A 15,593-nucleotide genomic window follows, 5' to 3' on the forward strand; every position below is an offset into this window, starting at 1 on the left:
CTGGCGCTGTCACCGCAAATAAACAGAGGGTGCCCGGTTGGCGCCCTCTTGCTATGGCTCGCCCGGCCCGAACCGGCTGTGGACCGGATCGTAGAAGTAAGCCTGGTAGTTGAAGCCTATCCCCTTGATGAAGGGGTTCTCAAGCCGAAACAGGCGGCGTGTATCGAGGTGGGCGAAGGTGAGGGAAGGTTTGAAGGTGTTGAGCCAGAGGGTTTGCAACGAACCGTCTTGCCAGGCGGCTTTCAGCCCGGCCTCTACTCTCTGTATGGCCTCCCGATTGGCATTGTGGGCGAAGAAGACCCGGGGCAGGGGATAGTAGAGGGCTATGCTCTCATCCATGACCAAGTCCCTGATCTCCTTGTGGTTCAGTTTCTCCTGCGGCAACTCGTTGATCCCGCGACAGAAGAGATCGAAGCGACCGCGTGCCACCATCTTGAACAGCAGCTCATAGCCTTCTACTTCCTGCACCTTGAACCCTGCCTGCCTCAGGATCTGTACATCGAGCCAGCCCTTGCCCTGGCCGAGAGTAAACTTCTTCAGCTGATCCAGGGTGGTGACGCTGGCGACGGCTGCCTGCTGTTGGGGGCTGACGAAGCAGATGCGGTAGCTGACGATCCCGAGATGGATGGGGAAACGAACATAGTCGACCCCCGTCATGTCACGGTCTGAGCGGTAGCTGTCCATGGCAAACAGGTTGGGATAGTGGTTGAAGCGCAGGCTGATCCACATCCTGGCCAATGTCATGGGGGGGGCGGCTCGCAATTGAAAGTCACCATGGCTGGCGCGAGTCTTCTCCAGCGCCAGTCGCAGCAGTTCACGGTCATAGGTGACTCTGGGATCCCGTTCACTCTCAGGGCTCATGTGGGTGAACAGAGTCGGTGTGGCAGCCTGCGCCGACAGGGTCAGCAAGAGGACAAGCAGAGAGAACCAGATCATCACGACCTCCTGTCGAAAAATAGACTCTTCTGAATATAGTGGCTGCTGCCGTGTTACTGCGTCTGTGTCACCTGGTGTCAGGGCTCGCCGTTTCTCGTGCCGCCTGAGCCAAAGGTGCCCCTGAGCGGATCGTAGGTGTAGTCGCGGTAGTCAATCTCCAGCTCCCGGAGTTGCGGATTGTCCAACCGGAACAGCCGTCGTTTATCCAGTCTGGCAAAGTCGAGGGCTGGCTTGAAGGTCTTGAGCCAGAGCGTCTGCAGGGAGCCATCTTGCCAGGCCAGTAACAGTCCTGTCTGGATGCGTTTGAGGGCGTGCTTGTTCCCCTTGTGGGTATAGAAGAGGTGGATGAAGGGATAGTGGAGGGCTATGTGTTGATCGACCGTGAGGCGGGTGAGATCCCTGTGGGTTTCCAGCTCGGTAAGCAGCTCGTTGGCCCCCCGGCAGAACAGGTCGATCCGGCCCCGCTCTACCAGCTTGAACAGGCGCTCGTAGTTGTCGACCTCCTGCACTCGCATGCCTGCATGACGCAAAATGGTGACATCCTGCCAGCCTCGCCCCTGGCCATGGAGGAAGCTTTTCAACTCATCAAGGCGAGTCAGTCTGGCTAGTGCCTGTTGACGCTGGGGACTGACAAAACAGATCCGATAACTCAGTATGCCGAGGTCTACCGGGAAGGGAACATAGTCGAGAGACTCGGCTTCACTGGCCGGGCGCTGGCTATCCACCGCAAAAAAGTTGGGATAGCTTCCCTGCTGTATGGCTAGCCGCAGCCGTACCCGGTTCATGGGCGGTGCGGCCTGCAGTTCATACTCGCCGTAGCTGTCACGGGTTTTATCCAGTGTCAGCTGCAGCAGATCACGGTAATAAGATGCCCGCTTGTCCTGTTCGCTCTCCGGGCTGGCATGCGTAAAAATCTCGACCGCCAGCAGGGGCTGGGTCAGCAGCAGGTTGCCAAGCAGCAACCAGAACAGGAACAGGCCATAACGGATCATGCGATGTTTCCAGACACACTCTTGCTTGAGTGTAGTGTGCCCAGCCTGTTTGCCCGTGCTACCAGAACATCCGGCCGAGCAGGGGGGCGAGCAGCACCGTCACCATGCCCGCTATCATCATCACCATGCTGGAGACGACGCCCTCCTCGTTACCCATCTGGTACGCCTTGGCGGTACCGGCGCCATGGGCCGAGGCGCCGAAACCGGCCCCCTTGCCGAGGCGGCTGCGGATGGCGAGCAGGGTGAGCACGCTCTCTCCCACCGCCATGCCGATCACCCCGGTCAGCACCACAAACAGCGCTGTGAGATCGGTCTGGCCGCCGATGGCGCGGGTCGCTTCCACCGCGAACGGTGTGGTGATGGAGCGCATCGCCAGGCTGCGCTGCAACATGTCGGAGAGGTGCAACCAGCGCGCCAGCAGCACTGTGCTGCCCACAGCCATGATGACGGAGGCGACGACGCCTACCGAGAGGGAGAGCCAGTGCCGGTGGATCAGCTGGCGATTCTCGTAGACGGGTACGGCGAAGGCGACGGTGGCCGGTCCCAGCAACCAGAGCAGCCAGTGGGATTGAGCCATGTAGTCCTGATAGGGGATGTGAAACAGCAGCACCACGGCCACCAGCAGGGTGGGTGCCAGCAGCAGCGGCATCAGGGGCAGTATGCGCTTGCGGCCATAGAGCCACTTGCTGGCGTAGTAGAACAGCAGGGTAAGGGCGAAGCAGAGCAGGCCGAGCAGGGTATCAGACATGGCGGCGACTCCGGCGGGCGAGCTTCAGTTCGAGGCGATAGACCCTGTCCACCACCAGCGCAGTGGTGCCCAGCACCAGGGTGGTGCTGATCAGCAAGACCAGCATGATGCGCCACCCCTCCTGCAACAGCAGATCCTGATAGTTGACCACGGCCACCACGGCCGGCACGAAGAACAGCAGCATCTCGGCCAGCAGCCAGCGGGCACCTGCGCTGAACCACTGGGTCTTGACCACGCCGAGCAGGATCAGGACCAGCAGCGCCAGCATGCCGGTGAGGTTGGCGGGCAACGGCAGGTGGAAGGTTCGTACCGCCGCATCGGCCAGCAGCCAGATGGCGGCCAGCAGGGCGATTTGAAAGGGAGTCTGGAACCAGCGAATGCAGAGGGCTTTCATGATGGGTGTCTTTCTGTGAACTGGCTCACAGTATAGAGACGGGTTAAACCTGCAAAAAATGAATTTAAATTATCAAATTCATGCCAAAGAGGCATGATCAAGGTTCCAGCCAGCATAGAGAGCACCATGGATATCCGAGCCCTGCGTTACTTTGTGGAACTGGTGCGGGAGCAAAGCTTCACCCGCGCCTCCGAGAAGTTGTTCGTCACCCAGCCCACCATCAGCAAGATGATCCGCAACATCGAGGAGGAGCTGGGCCAACCCTTGCTCAACCGCGAGGGGCGCCGCTTCACCCTGACCGACAGCGGCCAGGTGCTGTTCAACCGGGCCCAGACCATATTGGCCGAGATGCAGCAGCTGGAGGCGGAACTCGCCGATCTGCAGAGCCTGCAATTTGGCCGGTTGGCCCTCGGCATACCACCCATGGTGGGTCACGTCTATGCGGATCTCATTCGTACCTATCGCAGCCGTTATCCCAAGGTGGAGCTCTCCATCGTCGAATATGGTGGTCGGCGCATCGAGCAGGCTGTGCTGGCGGGGGAGCTGGATCTTGCCATCACCATGCTGCCGACCCGGGAGGGGGGCGCCCTGAGCGCGCTGGAGCTGGATCAGTATCCCATTCAGGTAGTGCTGCCGGACTTGCCGCGCTGGCGCGCATGCCGTGAGATCCGGCTGGAGGATTTGCGTGATGAACCCTTCCTGCTTTACACCCAGGCCTTCACCCTGAGCGAGCGGCTGGAGCAGGCATGCCAGCAAGCGGGCTTCGTGCCCCAGGTGGCAGCCCGCAGCAGCCAGTGGGACTTTCTCACCGCCATGGTGCGCAGTGGCATGGGGATTGCCTTCCTGCCCGAGCCCATCTGTCGGCGGCTGACACCGGACGGGCTGGTGCTGCGGCCGCTTTTGCCTGAACTCAGCTGGCGGCTCGGGGTGATCTGGCCGAGCGATCGCTATCTCTCCCGCACCGCCGAAGCCTGGCTCGCGCTCTGCCGCGAGCAGGGCTGAAATCGTGCTCAGCCTTTGCCGAAGCTATCCGTCATGGGGTTGTAGAAGTAGGGGAGATAGTCGAAGTTGATCCCCTCGAGGAAGGGGTTTTCCAGTCGCAGCATGCGCCGCTGCTTGAGCCCGGCAAAGGCGATGGCGGGGCCGAAGCTGTGGCGCCACAGCGCTTGCAGGGATCCGTCCTGCCATGCCCGGTGCAGACCGACCTCTACCCGTTTCAGGGCATCACCATTTGCCATGTTGGTGTAAAAGAGCCGAGGTAGCGGGTAGTAGAGCAGCAGATGCTCGTCTACCAGCAGGTTCGCAACGTCCTTGTGGGTCAGCTGTTCGCTGCGCAATTCGCTCGCGCCGCGGCACAAGAGATCGAAACGGCCACGAGCCACCATTTTGAACAGCATCTCGTAACTCACCACCTCCACGACCTTGAGACCGGCATGGCGCAGTATCTCCACATCCAGCCAGCCTTTGCCCTGGCCAAAGGTGAAACGGCGCAACCCGTCCAGATCGGTTACCCCAGCCATGGCAGTCTGCTGCTTGGGGCTGACGAAGCAGATGCGGTAGCTGACGATGCCCAGATGAATGGGAAAGCGCACATAGGCCAGCCCCTTCCCATTGCGCCTGCTGCTGTAACTGTCCATGACGAACAGGTTGGTAAAGCTGTTGAATTGCAGGCTGATGCGCGCTCTGTCCTTGGTCATGATGGGGGCGGGCACCAGCTCATAGTCACCAAACATGTCGCGGGTTTTGTCGAGCGCCAGCCGTAGCAGCTCTCTGTCATAGGTCATGCGGGGATCCCGTTCGCTCTCCGGGCTGATATAGGTGAAACGGGTAGCTGCCATCAGAATGGAAGGGAGGAAAAGGCAGAGGGTCAGAAACAGGAGTCTATACATCTCGGCTAGGCTCAACGGCTATCTTGCATCCATTATAGTTCGCTGTTTTCGGGTCTTGCCCGGTCGCAGGCCACGTATCTGCTCGGCGAAGAGTGCGTTCACACCGCCATCAGGATGACTTCATCAAGTTTCCCAACTGGCGACATAGCTGGCGCAGTGTCTGGTTGTCGAGGGCGCCAAAGCCGAGCAGCCAGCCCTCCAGATTTGGCTCGCCGAGGTAGAACTGTCCGAGTGGACGAAGACCTATGCCCCGGGCATTGGCGGGGTTGGTCCAGCGGGTCTCGCCGCCAGCGGGCAACAGCACGGCGCATTGCAGCCCGGCGCCGCTGTGAACCGGGGTGAGCAGGGGGCAGTGGCTGGCCAGCTCGGCCAGCAACAGGTCGCGCCGGCTCTGGTAGATGAGCCGGCTCTGGCGCAGGTGGGTGGCGAAATGACCGGCGCGGATGAAATCTGCGGTGACCGCCTGCTGCAACTGGTTGCTGTGGCCATCAAAGGCCGCCCTGGCCTGGCAGAAGGCACTCATCAGCGGCCTTGGCAGTACCAGATAGGCGAGTCGCAACGAACCGAACAGCACCTTGCTGAAGGTCCCCACATAGATGACTCGCCCCTGGTTATCCAGCCCCTGCAAGGCGGGCAGCGGGCGCTGATCGTACTGATATTCCCCATCGTAATCGTCCTCCAGGATCCAGGCGCCGTGACGCTCGGCCTCCCTCAGCAACGCCATTCGGCGGGCGAGGCTCATGGGCACGCCCAGGGGGTACTGGTGGGCCGGCGTGGTGTAGATGAGGCGGGGCGCCGGGTGTTGTCCCAGCGGGTTGAGCCCCTCCCCATCCACTGGCACAGGGTGCACTTTGGCACCGGCGCTCTCCATGGCGGTACGGGCCCCGGGGTAGCCGGGATCCTCTACCCAGACGGTGTCACCGGCATCGATGAGCAGCTGGGTCGCCAGCAGTATCCCCTGCTGGGAACTGGTGAGGATCAGGATTTGATCCGGTTCGCACACCACGCCGCGGGACTGCACCAGATAACTGCTGATGGCGGCCCGCAGCTCAGGCAAGCCTTGCGGGTCGCCATAGTTCATCCAGCGTTCACCCTGCTGGCGCCACTGCTGCTGCATCAGCCGACCCCAGAGCGCATGGGGGAAGAGGCGGGAGTCAGGCTGACTGGACGCAAACGAGGTGCCGATGTCTGGTGTGTCATGACAGGCACCGCCTGCTGCCATCTCCTGACCACGGCGGGAGAGTCCGGCCGCCGACTGGGGCGGACGTGGCGCCGGGCATACCGCTGCCAGGGCTACAAAGCTGCCGGCCCCCACCTTGCGCACCAGATAACCTTCCGCCTCCAGTCGACCATAAGCCAGCTCTACCGTGCTGCGGGAGACCCCCAGATCCCCTGCCAGCATACGGCTGGCGGGCAGCCGGCTGTGCTGGGGCAGATGGCCGGCCAGGATGGCACCGCGCAGGGTGCGCACCAGCTGCTCGTGCAGCGGCAGATCGCTGGCTTGCTGAGTGGCAAACAGGGTTGGCAGGGCGGGCATGGCTATCTCCGGCGCTTGGCATAATTGGTCTGCCCATATTGGCAAAATTGGTCGGCGTGGCAAGGCCATTATCCCGTTACATTGGTGCGCAAGGAACATGAGCAACCACATTGGCAACGAAAGGAGTCTGCATGTCGGAATACAGCGCCATCATCAGCTGGGAGCGAGGTGCCAGCGAGCGCTTCCTCGATCAGCGCTACAGTCGGGCCCATCAATGGGAATTCGACGGCGGCGTCAGGGTGGCCGCTTCTTCATCCCCTCAGGTCGTGCCCTTGCCCTGGTCGGTGGCCGAGCACGTTGATCCGGAGGAGGCCTTTGTGGCCGCCCTCTCCAGCTGCCACATGCTGACCTTTCTCTGGCTGGTGGCCAAGCAAGGCTATCTGGTGGACCGCTATCGGGATCAGGCGATTGGCGTCATGGAGGTGGATGAACGGGGGCGTCAGTCGATTACCCGGGTGACCCTGCGTCCGCAGGTATTGTTTGGCGGCGCACGCCAGCCGACCCTGGCCGAGCTGGAGCAACTGCACCACCAGGCCCACGAGGAGTGCTTCATCGCCAACTCGGTCAGGACCACAGTGACCACCCAAATCGTACTGTGGCCACGGGAGGCTTCCCTATGAGCCATGTATTGGCCTCCGACCTCATCAGCCAGGTCAACACCATCGCCACCACCCGGTTCCGGGTTTAGTCACAAGGAGCTTCACCATGAGTCATGTATTGAGTACGGGTCTTGCCAGCCCGATGGACGCCAGCGCCTTTTTCGAAGCCCAGCTGAGATTTCGCACCGACCCGGCGGACCTGGCTGCCGATCTGCTGGAAAAAGAAGAGCGCATCGTCGTCATCGACACTCGAACCGCGCAGCATTACCGGCTGGGGCATATTCCAGGGGCCGTCTCTTTCCCCCATGGCTCCATGAATCCGGCGACGACGGCCATCCTTGCGCGGGACAAGGTTTATGTCTGCTACTGCGATGGCATAGGCTGCAACGGGTCGACTCAAGGGGCCTACAAACTGGCGGCGCTGGGCTTTCAGGTCAAGGAGCTGATCGGTGGTCTGCACTGGTGGCGTCAGGACGGCTTTGCCGTTGCCCTCGGTGAGGATGCGGGCGTTTTGCTGGAAGGGGGAATGACCTGTGGCTGCTGATCATCATCTGAACGAGTTTGACCAAGCGGTTGGTGTCCCTTTGCCCGACTGGCGCGGGGCCGAGTTTCCTCCTCATCAGCCACTGTCAGGCTGGGGCTGCCGGCTGGAGCCGCTTGATCCCGAGCGCCACGGACCCGCTCTCTGGCAGGCGTTCGGCACCGACAGTGGGGCCATGTGGACCTATCTCACCAGTGGTCCCTTCGCCGATGAGGCGGCCATGCAGGCCTGGCTGCAACAGTGCGTCGCCAAGGCTGATCCCCAGTTCTACGCCATAGTGGACGCAAAAACGGACGCCGACAGCGGCAAGGCGCTGGGGCTCGCCAGCTACCTGCGCATCGATCCCCAGGCGGGCAGCATTGAGGTGGGTTGGCTGCACTTCTCGCCGGCCCTGCAACAGTCGCGTCTGGCGACGGCGGCCATGGCGCTGATGATGGCCAACGCCTTTGCTCTCGGCTACCGGCGCTACGAGTGGAAGTGCAATGCCCTCAACAAGCCCTCCTGGCGGGCGGCGCTGCGGCTCGGTTTCAGTTATGAGGGGACATTTCGCCAGAACAGGGTAGACAAGGGACGCAGTCGGGATACCGCCTGGTTCTCGGTGATCGACAGCGAGTGGCCCGCCCTGCAGGCGTGTTTCACGCGCTGGTTGGCAGAGGAGAACTTCGATGAGGCTGGCAGGCAGCGGCTGCGGTTATCCGATCTGACCACCGCCTGTCATGGGAAAGTCGAGTGATATGCAGAGGCTCAGGGTCGGCCTGGGCCTCTCTTTTTGACTAGTCCTCCTGGTGTTCACCAATCGGGGCCGCAATCCATTTCATCAGCGTCAGCATATCTTGCGGCGCCACCCCGACCGAGAGGCCGCGTTTGCCGCCGCTCACCAGGATCTCGTCAAACGCCATGGCGGAGTCATCGAGTACGGTTGGCAGCAGCTTCTTCTGGGCCAGCGGGCTGATGCCCCCCACCTTGTAACCGGTCAGCTTCTCGGCCTCCGCCGGTTTCATCATCTCCACCTTTTTCAAACCCGTGGCCTTGGCCAGCTGTTTGAGACTGCACATGCCGGATGAAGGCACTATGGCCACCACTGCCTGCTTGTCATGATGGGCAATCAGGGTCTTGAACACCTGGGCTTCCGGCAGGCCGAGCCGGGTCGCGGCGTGCTTGCCGAAATCGTCGTGAGCATCGCATTCATAGGGGTAGAGCTTATGGGGGATCTTGAGCTTTTTCAGCAGGTTGATGGCAGGAGTCATGGTGGTTGCCTTGAGTCAAAACAAGGCCAAACAGTCTGCTCTCGCGAGTCGATAGATGCAATGATGAGCTCTGAACGAATGACATCCGGCTGCCAGTATGGCCGTGCTGAGACCGGCAAGGCGGGCTGCTGCCCTGCTCCGGTTGCGGGGGATGGCAGCAGGATCGCATAATGAGCCTCCTCAACGAGCTAGGGAGCCGGGATGAAACTGGACACAGAGATAGAGCACCTCGCCACCGAACTGGGCAAGGCCCTGGGCCAGCGAGGCTGGCTGGCGGCTACCGCCGAATCCTGTACCGGCGGTGGCGTGGCAACGGCCATCACCGACATTGCCGGCAGCTCTGGCTGGTTCGATCGCGGCTTCGTCACCTATACCAACCAGGCCAAGCAGCAGATGCTGGGGGTGAGCGGCGAGAGTCTGCAGCAGCACGGGGCCGTAAGCGAGGCTGTGGTGCTGGAGATGGCCCGTGGCGCGTTGGCCCACTCGTCGGCCGCCATCAGCGTGGCCATCAGCGGTATCGCAGGCCCGGGTGGTGCAACCGAAGACAAACCTGTCGGTACCGTCTGGTTCGCCTGGGCCGACAGCAACGGCCGTCACCACTCCCTGCTCGCCCGTTTCGACGGTGACCGGCGTCAGGTACGCCAGCAGGCGGTCAGACAGGCCTTGTCCGGACTCTTGGCCCTGCTCAGATAAATTGGGCTTGATACTGTATGAATAGACAGTATACTTAGCCCAACTTCACTTATTACTCACGATTTCCAGCGGAGATTGGCATGGATCAGAACAAACAGAAGGCACTGGCGGCTGCGCTGGGTCAGATTGAAAAGCAGTTCGGCAAAGGCTCCATCATGCGTCTGGGCGACAGCAAGACCATGGATATCGAAGCTATTTCTACCGGTTCCCTCTCCCTGGACGTGGCGCTGGGTATCGGCGGTCTGCCGTGCGGCCGTATCGTCGAGATCTATGGTCCGGAATCTTCCGGTAAAACCACCCTCACCCTGCAGGTGATTGCGGAAGCTCAGAAGAAAGGCAAGGTCTGTGCCTTTATCGATGCAGAGCATGCCCTCGACCCCATCTATGCAGCCAAACTGGGTGTCAACGTTGATGACCTGCTGATCTCCCAGCCGGATACCGGTGAGCAGGCGCTGGAAATCTGCGACATGCTGGTACGCTCCAACGCCGTTGACGTCATCATCGTCGACTCGGTGGCCGCTCTGACGCCGAAAGCAGAAATCGAAGGCGAGATGGGTGATTCCCACGTCGGTCTGCAGGCTCGTCTGATGTCCCAGGCGCTGCGCAAGCTGACCGCCAACATCAAGAACGCCAACTGCCTGTGTATCTTCATCAACCAAATCCGGATGAAGATTGGTGTCATGTTCGGCAGCCCGGAAACCACTACCGGTGGTAACGCGCTCAAGTTCTACGCCTCAGTACGTCTGGACATCCGTCGCATCGGCGCCATCAAGGAAGGTGACGAAGTGGTCGGTAACGAGACCCGCGTCAAGGTGGTCAAGAACAAGGTTGCGCCTCCCTTCAAGCAGGCTGAATTCCAGATTTTCTACGGTGTTGGTATCTCCAAGGAAGGTGAGCTGGTGGATCTCGGCGTCAAGCACAAGCTGATCGACAAGGCCGGTGCCTGGTACAGCTATAACGGCGAGAAGATAGGTCAGGGCAAGGCCAACGTGATGAAGCTGTTCACCGAGAACAAGGTGATGGCGGCCGAGGTGGAAGCCAGACTGCGTGAGTTGCTGCTCTCCGGCGATGTGCCTGCCGAGAAGCCGGTCGTGGCGGATGCCGACGAGCTCGAAGCCGAAAGCGAACAAGAGTTCGAATAACAGTGAGGCCGGGCTAACCCCCGGCCTTGTCATTTATGACTGATACACCTAACTGCGAACCCACTGAACCCTCCTTCGAAGAGCAGTTTGCTGCCGCCCGCGCATTTGCCATGCGCAGTCTGGCTCGCCGCGAGAGCGCCGAGTCTGAACTGGCCAACCGGCTGCACCAGCAGGGTTTCAACGAAGATGTCGCCTGCGCTGTCGTCGACTACTGCCGCGAGTATAACTGGGTCAATGACGAGCGCTATGGTGCCATGGCGGTGCGATCCGGTGCTGCCAAGGGCCATGGTCCCATCAAGATCCGCTTTGAGCTGCGTCGCAAGGGGCTGGACGATGGCAAGATAGAGGCCGCGTTCGATCAGCCTGAACTGGACTGGTTCGAGCTGGCTCTGGCACTGCTTGAGCGGCGAGCCAGAGCCAGCGATCTGGGTGACTTCAAACTGCGGATGAAGTGGCTCAAGTATCTGCTAGGGCGCGGGTTTAATCAGGATCAGGCCCGTTATGCCATCGCTACCATGAGGGAGAGCGAAACTCAAGACGATTGATCTGGAAGCGGCATGCCATCAACCGTGCTGACTGTGCCATTATCCCGATACAGGCCTTGTTCCTGCATTGTTCTGGGTGACCGCCAGTCAGCCTATGAGGCCACAGGTCGCGTCACATCAAGCCACCAAGCGGTGCACAGATCGAACGGCAGGCCCACGTCCGCGTATTGAGGGTAAGTTCCTTTTTTCTGTAGGGTCACCGACCCGTTTTGCCACGAATATTCCCCCGCGTGTGGCCGTATTTTCTCTGCAAAAACGGCTTGTCTGCCTCCATTGCCTGCCAACACACATTTATGCGCACTTTTTCACCCGTGACCGGCTGGCACGTTTTACTTTACTCCGCAGAAAACTTACATTAATGCGGTTAAAAGTCCGTATTCGAATCAAGCAGGATTTTCCATGTATATGTCCACGTCAGAGATACGCGCTGCGTTTCTCGAGTATTTCCGCTCCCAGGGGCACCAGGTTGTCTCTTCCAGCTCGCTGGTACCGCATAACGACCCGACCCTGTTGTTTACCAATGCAGGCATGAACCAGTTCAAGGATGTGTTCCTTGGTGCAGACAAGCGTGCCTACAATCGGGCAACCACTTCCCAGCGTTGCGTGCGTGCCGGTGGTAAACACAATGACCTGGAAAACGTCGGCTATACCGCTCGTCACCACACCTTCTTCGAAATGCTGGGCAACTTCAGCTTCGGTGACTACTTCAAGCAGGACGCCATCCGTTTTGCCTGGGAATTCCTGACCGGTACTCTCCAGCTGCCCAAAGAGCGCTTGCTGGTAACCGTGTATGAAACGGACGATGAAGCCTTCAATATCTGGGCAAATGAAGTGGGTGTGCCGGTCGAGCGCATAGTGCGCATCGGTGACAACAAGGGGGCAGCCTTTGCTTCCGATAACTTCTGGCAGATGGGTGATACAGGTCCGTGTGGCCCCTGTACCGAGATCTTCTATGACCATGGAGATCATATCTGGGGTGGCCCTCCCGGTTCACCAGAAGAAGATGGCGACCGTTTCATCGAGATCTGGAACGTGGTGTTCATGCAGTTCAACCGTCAGGCTGACGGTACCATGGAACCGCTGCCCCGTCCGTCCGTGGATACTGGCATGGGTCTGGAGCGTATCTCCGCCATCATGCAGGGCGTGCACTCCAACTACGAGATCGACATCTTCCAGGCGCTGATCAAGAAAGCGGCCGAGATAGTCGGCACCACGGATCTGAACAATCAGTCCCTGCGCGTCATCGCCGACCACATCCGCTCCTGCGCCTTCCTGATCGCTGACGGCGTCATGCCGTCCAACGAAGGCCGTGGCTATGTGCTGCGTCGCATCATCCGCCGCGCCGTGCGTCACGGTCGCAAGCTGGGTGCCACCGACGTCTTTTTCTACAAGCTGGCTGCCGAACTGGCGGTGCAGATGAAAGACGTGGGCGCCGAACTGATCGCCCAGCTGCCGCTGGTCGAGCGCGTGCTGCGCATCGAGGAAGAGCAGTTCGTCCGTACGCTGGATCGCGGCCTGCTGCTGCTGGAAGACGTGCTGACCAACCTGGGTGATGCCAAGGTCATACCTGGCGAGGTGGTGTTCAAGCTGTATGACACTTACGGCTTCCCGGCTGACCTGACCGCCGACGTGGTGCGCGAGCGCGAGATCGGCATCGACGAAGAGGGCTTCAATGCCGAGATGGAGAAGCAGCGTGCCCGCGCGAAAGAGGCCTCCAGCTTCGGTGTGAACTACAACGAGGTGCTCAAGCTCGACTTCGAGACCCCGTTTACCGGTTACAAGCAGCTGAGCCAGAAAACCAGCGTCGTCGGCATCTACAAGGATGGCGTCGAAGTGAATGGCCTCATCGCCGGTGAAGAAGCCGTCGTGGTACTGGCCGAGACTCCCTTCTACGCCGAGTCCGGTGGTCAGGTGGGTGATTGCGGTGTGCTCAAGGTAGATGACGGCATCTTCGCCGTGACCGATACCCAGAAAGCGGGCAAGGCCATCATCCACAAGGGTTATCTGGAGCTGGGTACCCTGGAGAAAGGCGCCCTGGTCGAAGCCGTGGTCGATGGCGAGCGTCGTCAGGCTGTGGCCCTGAACCACTCTGTGACTCACCTGCTGCACGCAGCCCTGCGCCAGGCGCTGGGGGATCACGTGACTCAGAAAGGGTCTCTGGTGGGAGCCGAGCGCATGCGCTTCGATTTCTCCCACTTCGAAGGACTGACCATGGCGACCATTCGCCGGGTCGAGGAGCTGGTCAATGCCCAGATCCGTGCCAACCACGACATCGCTACCCAGGTAATGGATCTGGAAGCGGCCAAGTCGGCCGGTGCCATGGCGCTGTTTGGTGAAAAATATGAAGACGACGTGCGCGTAGTGCGCATGGGCGACTACTCCACCGAGCTGTGCGGCGGTACTCACGCCAAGCGTACCGGTGACATCGGCTTCTTCAAGATCATCGCCGAGAGCGGCATTGCCGCCGGTGTGCGTCGCATCGAAGCCGTGACCGGCAAGGGTGCCATCGATTTCATGCACCAGATGGGTGAGCAGATCGAAGAGGCAGCTGCTCTGGTGAAGGGGGATCAGTTCTCCATCGCCGATAAAGTGCGCCAGATACTGGACAAGTCCAAGATGATGGAGCGCGAGCTGGAGCAGCTCAAGGCCAAGCTGGCCGCCCAGGCTGGTAGCGACCTGTTGAGCCAGGTGATCGAGATAAACGGTCAGAAGGTGCTGATAGCGGCGCTGGAAGGGGCGGATCCCAAGTCACTGCGTGGCATGCTGGATGAGCTGAAAAACCGGATGAAGTCCGGTGTCGTGCTGTTGGCAACCAGCAGCGATGACAAGGTCAACCTGATCGCCGGCGTGACCAGCGATTTGACCGGCAAGGTCAAGGCCGGTGAGCTGGTCAATCTGGTGGCCCAGCAGGTGGGTGGCAAGGGTGGTGGTCGTCCTGACATGGCTCAGGCGGGTGGCACTCAGCCAGAAGCTGTGCCTGCGGCCCTGCAATCCGTTCACTCCTGGCTGGAAGAGCGCCTGTAAAAGGGCGAGGTGATCTGTGGCACTCTATGTACAGAAGTACGGCGGCACCTCGGTCGGCACGCTGGATCGGATCGAGGCGGTGGCTGAGCGGGTTCAACTGACCCGCGCCCAGGGACACGACGTGGTGGTAGTGGTCTCTGCCATGTCGGGGGAAACCAACCGGTTGCTGGGTATGGCCCAGCGGCTGGATCCTGATGCCAACCGGCGCGAGATGGATGTGCTCGTCTCCACCGGTGAGCAGGTCACCATAGCGCTGCTGGCGATCGCGTTGAACAAACGCGGTTGCGCTGCGGTCTCTATGACCGGCGATCAGGTACGCATTCATACCGACTCCGCCTATGGCAAGGCACGTATCAGCCACATCGACACCGAACAGGTTCAGGCTGAACTGGGGGCGGGCAAGGTGGTGGTGATCGCCGGTTTCCAGGGCCGTGATGAGCACAATGCCATCACGACCCTGGGGCGCGGTGGTTCGGATACCACGGCAGTGGCGGTAGCCGCGGCCATCAAGGCCGATGAATGCCAGATCTTTACCGATGTGGATGGGGTCTATACCACGGATCCGCGCATCGAGCCCAAGGCCCGTCGTCTTTCCACCATCACCTTCGAGGAGATGCTGGAGATGGCGAGCCTGGGGGCCAAGGTGCTGCAGATCCGTTCGGTGGAGTTCGCGGGCAAGTACCGCGTACCACTACGGGTGCTGTCGAGCTTTGTCGATGGAGAGGGAACCTTAATCACATATGGAGGTGAGAGGATGGAAGCTCCCCTGGTATCCGGGATAGCCTTCAATCGCAACGAGGCCAGTCTGACCATTCTGGGTGTGCCGGACAGGCCCACCGTTGCGGCGCAGATCCTGAATCCGATCAGCGACGCCAACATAGATGTCGACATGATAGTGCAGAACACGCTGGGGGATGGCACAGCCGACTTCACTTTTACGGTGAATCGCGATGACTATCGCCGGGCGCGCGCCTTGCTGGAGGAGACCGCCAGCGAACTGGGGGCCGCCTGCGTGCAGGGCAACGGCGAGATAGCCAAGGTGTCCATTGTCGGTGTCGGCATGTGGAACCACCCCGGTGTCGCCCGCACCATGTTCAAGGTATTGGGCGAGGAGGGGATCAACATGCAGTTGATTTCCACCTCTGAAATCAAAATATCCGTGGTGATTGACGAGAAGTACCTGGAGCTGGCCGTGCGCGCCTTGCACGCCGCTTTCGGGCTGGATAATGAGCCTCATGAGCAGCCCTTGGGGAACAATCCCTGATTGATTTAGTTTCAACCATTTACCATATCGGTATCTTTGTAA

Annotated in this window: 16 protein-coding genes; 9 read left to right on the plus strand and 7 right to left on the minus strand. The window is 60.4% G+C overall.

What is annotated here, in order from left to right; genetic code table 11:
• Positions 1–51 precede the first annotated feature (51 nt).
• The 4 genes from AC1P02_RS07920 to AC1P02_RS07935 form a co-directional block, all read right to left on the minus strand.
• Positions 52–936, minus strand: a complete 885-nt coding sequence (locus tag AC1P02_RS07920) for a type 2 periplasmic-binding domain-containing protein (protein WP_005315802.1) — start codon at positions 934–936, stop codon at positions 52–54.
• Positions 937–1,013: 77 nt separating this feature from the next.
• Entirely contained in the window at positions 1,014–1,928 is a 915-nt protein-coding gene (locus AC1P02_RS07925) for a hypothetical protein (protein WP_290068091.1), read from the minus strand.
• 58 nt (positions 1,929–1,986) lie between these two features.
• On the minus strand, positions 1,987–2,676 hold the full coding sequence (locus AC1P02_RS07930) for an LrgB family protein (RefSeq protein ID WP_005315798.1): 690 nt from the start codon (positions 2,674–2,676) through the stop codon (positions 1,987–1,989).
• Complete coding sequence (locus AC1P02_RS07935; RefSeq protein ID WP_017412989.1) at positions 2,669–3,070, minus strand: CidA/LrgA family protein; 402 nt, start codon at positions 3,068–3,070, stop codon at positions 2,669–2,671. Before AC1P02_RS07935 ends, AC1P02_RS07930 begins: the two co-directional genes overlap by 8 nt.
• A gap of 126 nt (positions 3,071–3,196) precedes the next feature.
• Here AC1P02_RS07935 and AC1P02_RS07940 point away from each other — a divergent pair, with 126 nt between their 5' ends.
• Positions 3,197–4,072 carry a LysR family transcriptional regulator gene (locus tag AC1P02_RS07940; protein WP_155603586.1) on the plus strand — a complete coding sequence of 292 codons (876 nt, stop codon included), beginning with the start codon at positions 3,197–3,199 and terminating at the stop codon, positions 4,070–4,072.
• A gap of 8 nt (positions 4,073–4,080) precedes the next feature.
• Here AC1P02_RS07940 and AC1P02_RS07945 read toward each other — a convergent pair whose 3' ends face one another.
• Together AC1P02_RS07945 and pdxR are read right to left on the minus strand one after the other, a co-directional pair.
• Positions 4,081–4,959 carry a hypothetical protein gene (locus AC1P02_RS07945; protein WP_485184857.1) on the minus strand — a complete coding sequence of 293 codons (879 nt, stop codon included), beginning with the start codon at positions 4,957–4,959 and terminating at the stop codon, positions 4,081–4,083.
• 109 nt (positions 4,960–5,068) lie between these two features.
• Complete coding sequence (gene pdxR / locus AC1P02_RS07950) at positions 5,069–6,496, minus strand: MocR-like pyridoxine biosynthesis transcription factor PdxR (protein ID WP_485184859.1); 1,428 nt, start codon at positions 6,494–6,496, stop codon at positions 5,069–5,071.
• 131 nt (positions 6,497–6,627) lie between these two features.
• Here pdxR and AC1P02_RS07955 point away from each other — a divergent pair, with 131 nt between their 5' ends.
• From AC1P02_RS07955 to AC1P02_RS07965, 3 genes are all read left to right on the plus strand, one after another.
• Entirely contained in the window at positions 6,628–7,116 is a 489-nt protein-coding gene (locus tag AC1P02_RS07955) for an OsmC family protein (RefSeq protein ID WP_021139434.1), read from the plus strand.
• A gap of 85 nt (positions 7,117–7,201) precedes the next feature.
• Positions 7,202–7,639, plus strand: coding sequence for a rhodanese-like domain-containing protein (locus AC1P02_RS07960; RefSeq protein ID WP_265433293.1), 438 nt, complete (start codon positions 7,202–7,204; stop codon positions 7,637–7,639).
• Positions 7,629–8,369: a GNAT family N-acetyltransferase gene (locus AC1P02_RS07965; RefSeq protein WP_265466498.1), complete on the plus strand. Its 741-nt coding sequence runs from the start codon at positions 7,629–7,631 to the stop codon at positions 8,367–8,369. The genes AC1P02_RS07960 and AC1P02_RS07965 overlap by 11 nt, the downstream gene beginning before the upstream one ends.
• A gap of 40 nt (positions 8,370–8,409) precedes the next feature.
• On the opposite strand, the gene ybaK is transcribed toward AC1P02_RS07965, so the two are convergent.
• Positions 8,410–8,883 (minus strand): Cys-tRNA(Pro) deacylase, encoded by a 474-nt coding sequence (gene ybaK / locus AC1P02_RS07970; protein ID WP_485184862.1) that lies wholly within the window; start codon positions 8,881–8,883, stop codon positions 8,410–8,412.
• A 201-nt stretch (positions 8,884–9,084) separates the two neighbouring features.
• Between ybaK and pncC the strand changes: the two genes are divergently transcribed.
• From pncC to AC1P02_RS07995, 5 genes are all read left to right on the plus strand, one after another.
• Positions 9,085–9,576 (plus strand): nicotinamide-nucleotide amidase, encoded by a 492-nt coding sequence (pncC, locus tag AC1P02_RS07975; RefSeq protein WP_485184863.1) that lies wholly within the window; start codon positions 9,085–9,087, stop codon positions 9,574–9,576.
• Positions 9,577–9,656: 80 nt separating this feature from the next.
• Positions 9,657–10,718, plus strand: a complete 1,062-nt coding sequence (gene recA, locus AC1P02_RS07980; protein ID WP_005315774.1) for a recombinase RecA — start codon at positions 9,657–9,659, stop codon at positions 10,716–10,718.
• A 35-nt stretch (positions 10,719–10,753) separates the two neighbouring features.
• Complete coding sequence (locus AC1P02_RS07985) at positions 10,754–11,263, plus strand: regulatory protein RecX (RefSeq protein WP_485184864.1); 510 nt, start codon at positions 10,754–10,756, stop codon at positions 11,261–11,263.
• A 399-nt stretch (positions 11,264–11,662) separates the two neighbouring features.
• On the plus strand, positions 11,663–14,287 hold the full coding sequence (gene alaS / locus AC1P02_RS07990) for an alanine--tRNA ligase (protein WP_485184866.1): 2,625 nt from the start codon (positions 11,663–11,665) through the stop codon (positions 14,285–14,287).
• A 16-nt stretch (positions 14,288–14,303) separates the two neighbouring features.
• Positions 14,304–15,551 (plus strand): aspartate kinase, encoded by a 1,248-nt coding sequence (locus AC1P02_RS07995; RefSeq protein WP_021139424.1) that lies wholly within the window; start codon positions 14,304–14,306, stop codon positions 15,549–15,551.
• The last annotated feature ends 42 nt before the right edge of the window (positions 15,552–15,593 follow it).

The organism is Aeromonas sp. TS_SC_11, assembly GCF_057318915.1.

Excerpts from the sequence above, each read along its gene's own strand:
- AC1P02_RS07930 (WP_005315798.1), bottom strand. The coding sequence starts at position 2,676 with ATGTCTGATACCCTGCTCGGCCTGCTCTGCTTCGCCCTTACCCTGCTG.
- AC1P02_RS07935 (WP_017412989.1), bottom strand. The coding sequence starts at position 3,070 with ATGAAAGCCCTCTGCATTCGCTGGTTCCAGACTCCCTTTCAAATCGCC.
- pdxR (WP_485184859.1), bottom strand. The coding sequence starts at position 6,496 with ATGCCCGCCCTGCCAACCCTGTTTGCCACTCAGCAAGCCAGCGATCTG.
- AC1P02_RS07940 (WP_155603586.1), top strand. The coding sequence starts at position 3,197 with ATGGATATCCGAGCCCTGCGTTACTTTGTGGAACTGGTGCGGGAGCAA.
- AC1P02_RS07985 (WP_485184864.1), top strand. The coding sequence starts at position 10,754 with ATGACTGATACACCTAACTGCGAACCCACTGAACCCTCCTTCGAAGAG.
- AC1P02_RS07945 (WP_485184857.1), bottom strand. The coding sequence starts at position 4,959 with ATGTATAGACTCCTGTTTCTGACCCTCTGCCTTTTCCTCCCTTCCATT.
- recA (WP_005315774.1), top strand. The coding sequence starts at position 9,657 with ATGGATCAGAACAAACAGAAGGCACTGGCGGCTGCGCTGGGTCAGATT.
- AC1P02_RS07955 (WP_021139434.1), top strand. The coding sequence starts at position 6,628 with ATGTCGGAATACAGCGCCATCATCAGCTGGGAGCGAGGTGCCAGCGAG.
- AC1P02_RS07925 (WP_290068091.1), bottom strand. The coding sequence starts at position 1,928 with ATGATCCGTTATGGCCTGTTCCTGTTCTGGTTGCTGCTTGGCAACCTG.
- ybaK (WP_485184862.1), bottom strand. The coding sequence starts at position 8,883 with ATGACTCCTGCCATCAACCTGCTGAAAAAGCTCAAGATCCCCCATAAG.
- alaS (WP_485184866.1), top strand. The coding sequence starts at position 11,663 with ATGTATATGTCCACGTCAGAGATACGCGCTGCGTTTCTCGAGTATTTC.
- pncC (WP_485184863.1), top strand. The coding sequence starts at position 9,085 with ATGAAACTGGACACAGAGATAGAGCACCTCGCCACCGAACTGGGCAAG.
- AC1P02_RS07960 (WP_265433293.1), top strand. The coding sequence starts at position 7,202 with ATGAGTCATGTATTGAGTACGGGTCTTGCCAGCCCGATGGACGCCAGC.
- AC1P02_RS07920 (WP_005315802.1), bottom strand. The coding sequence starts at position 936 with ATGATCTGGTTCTCTCTGCTTGTCCTCTTGCTGACCCTGTCGGCGCAG.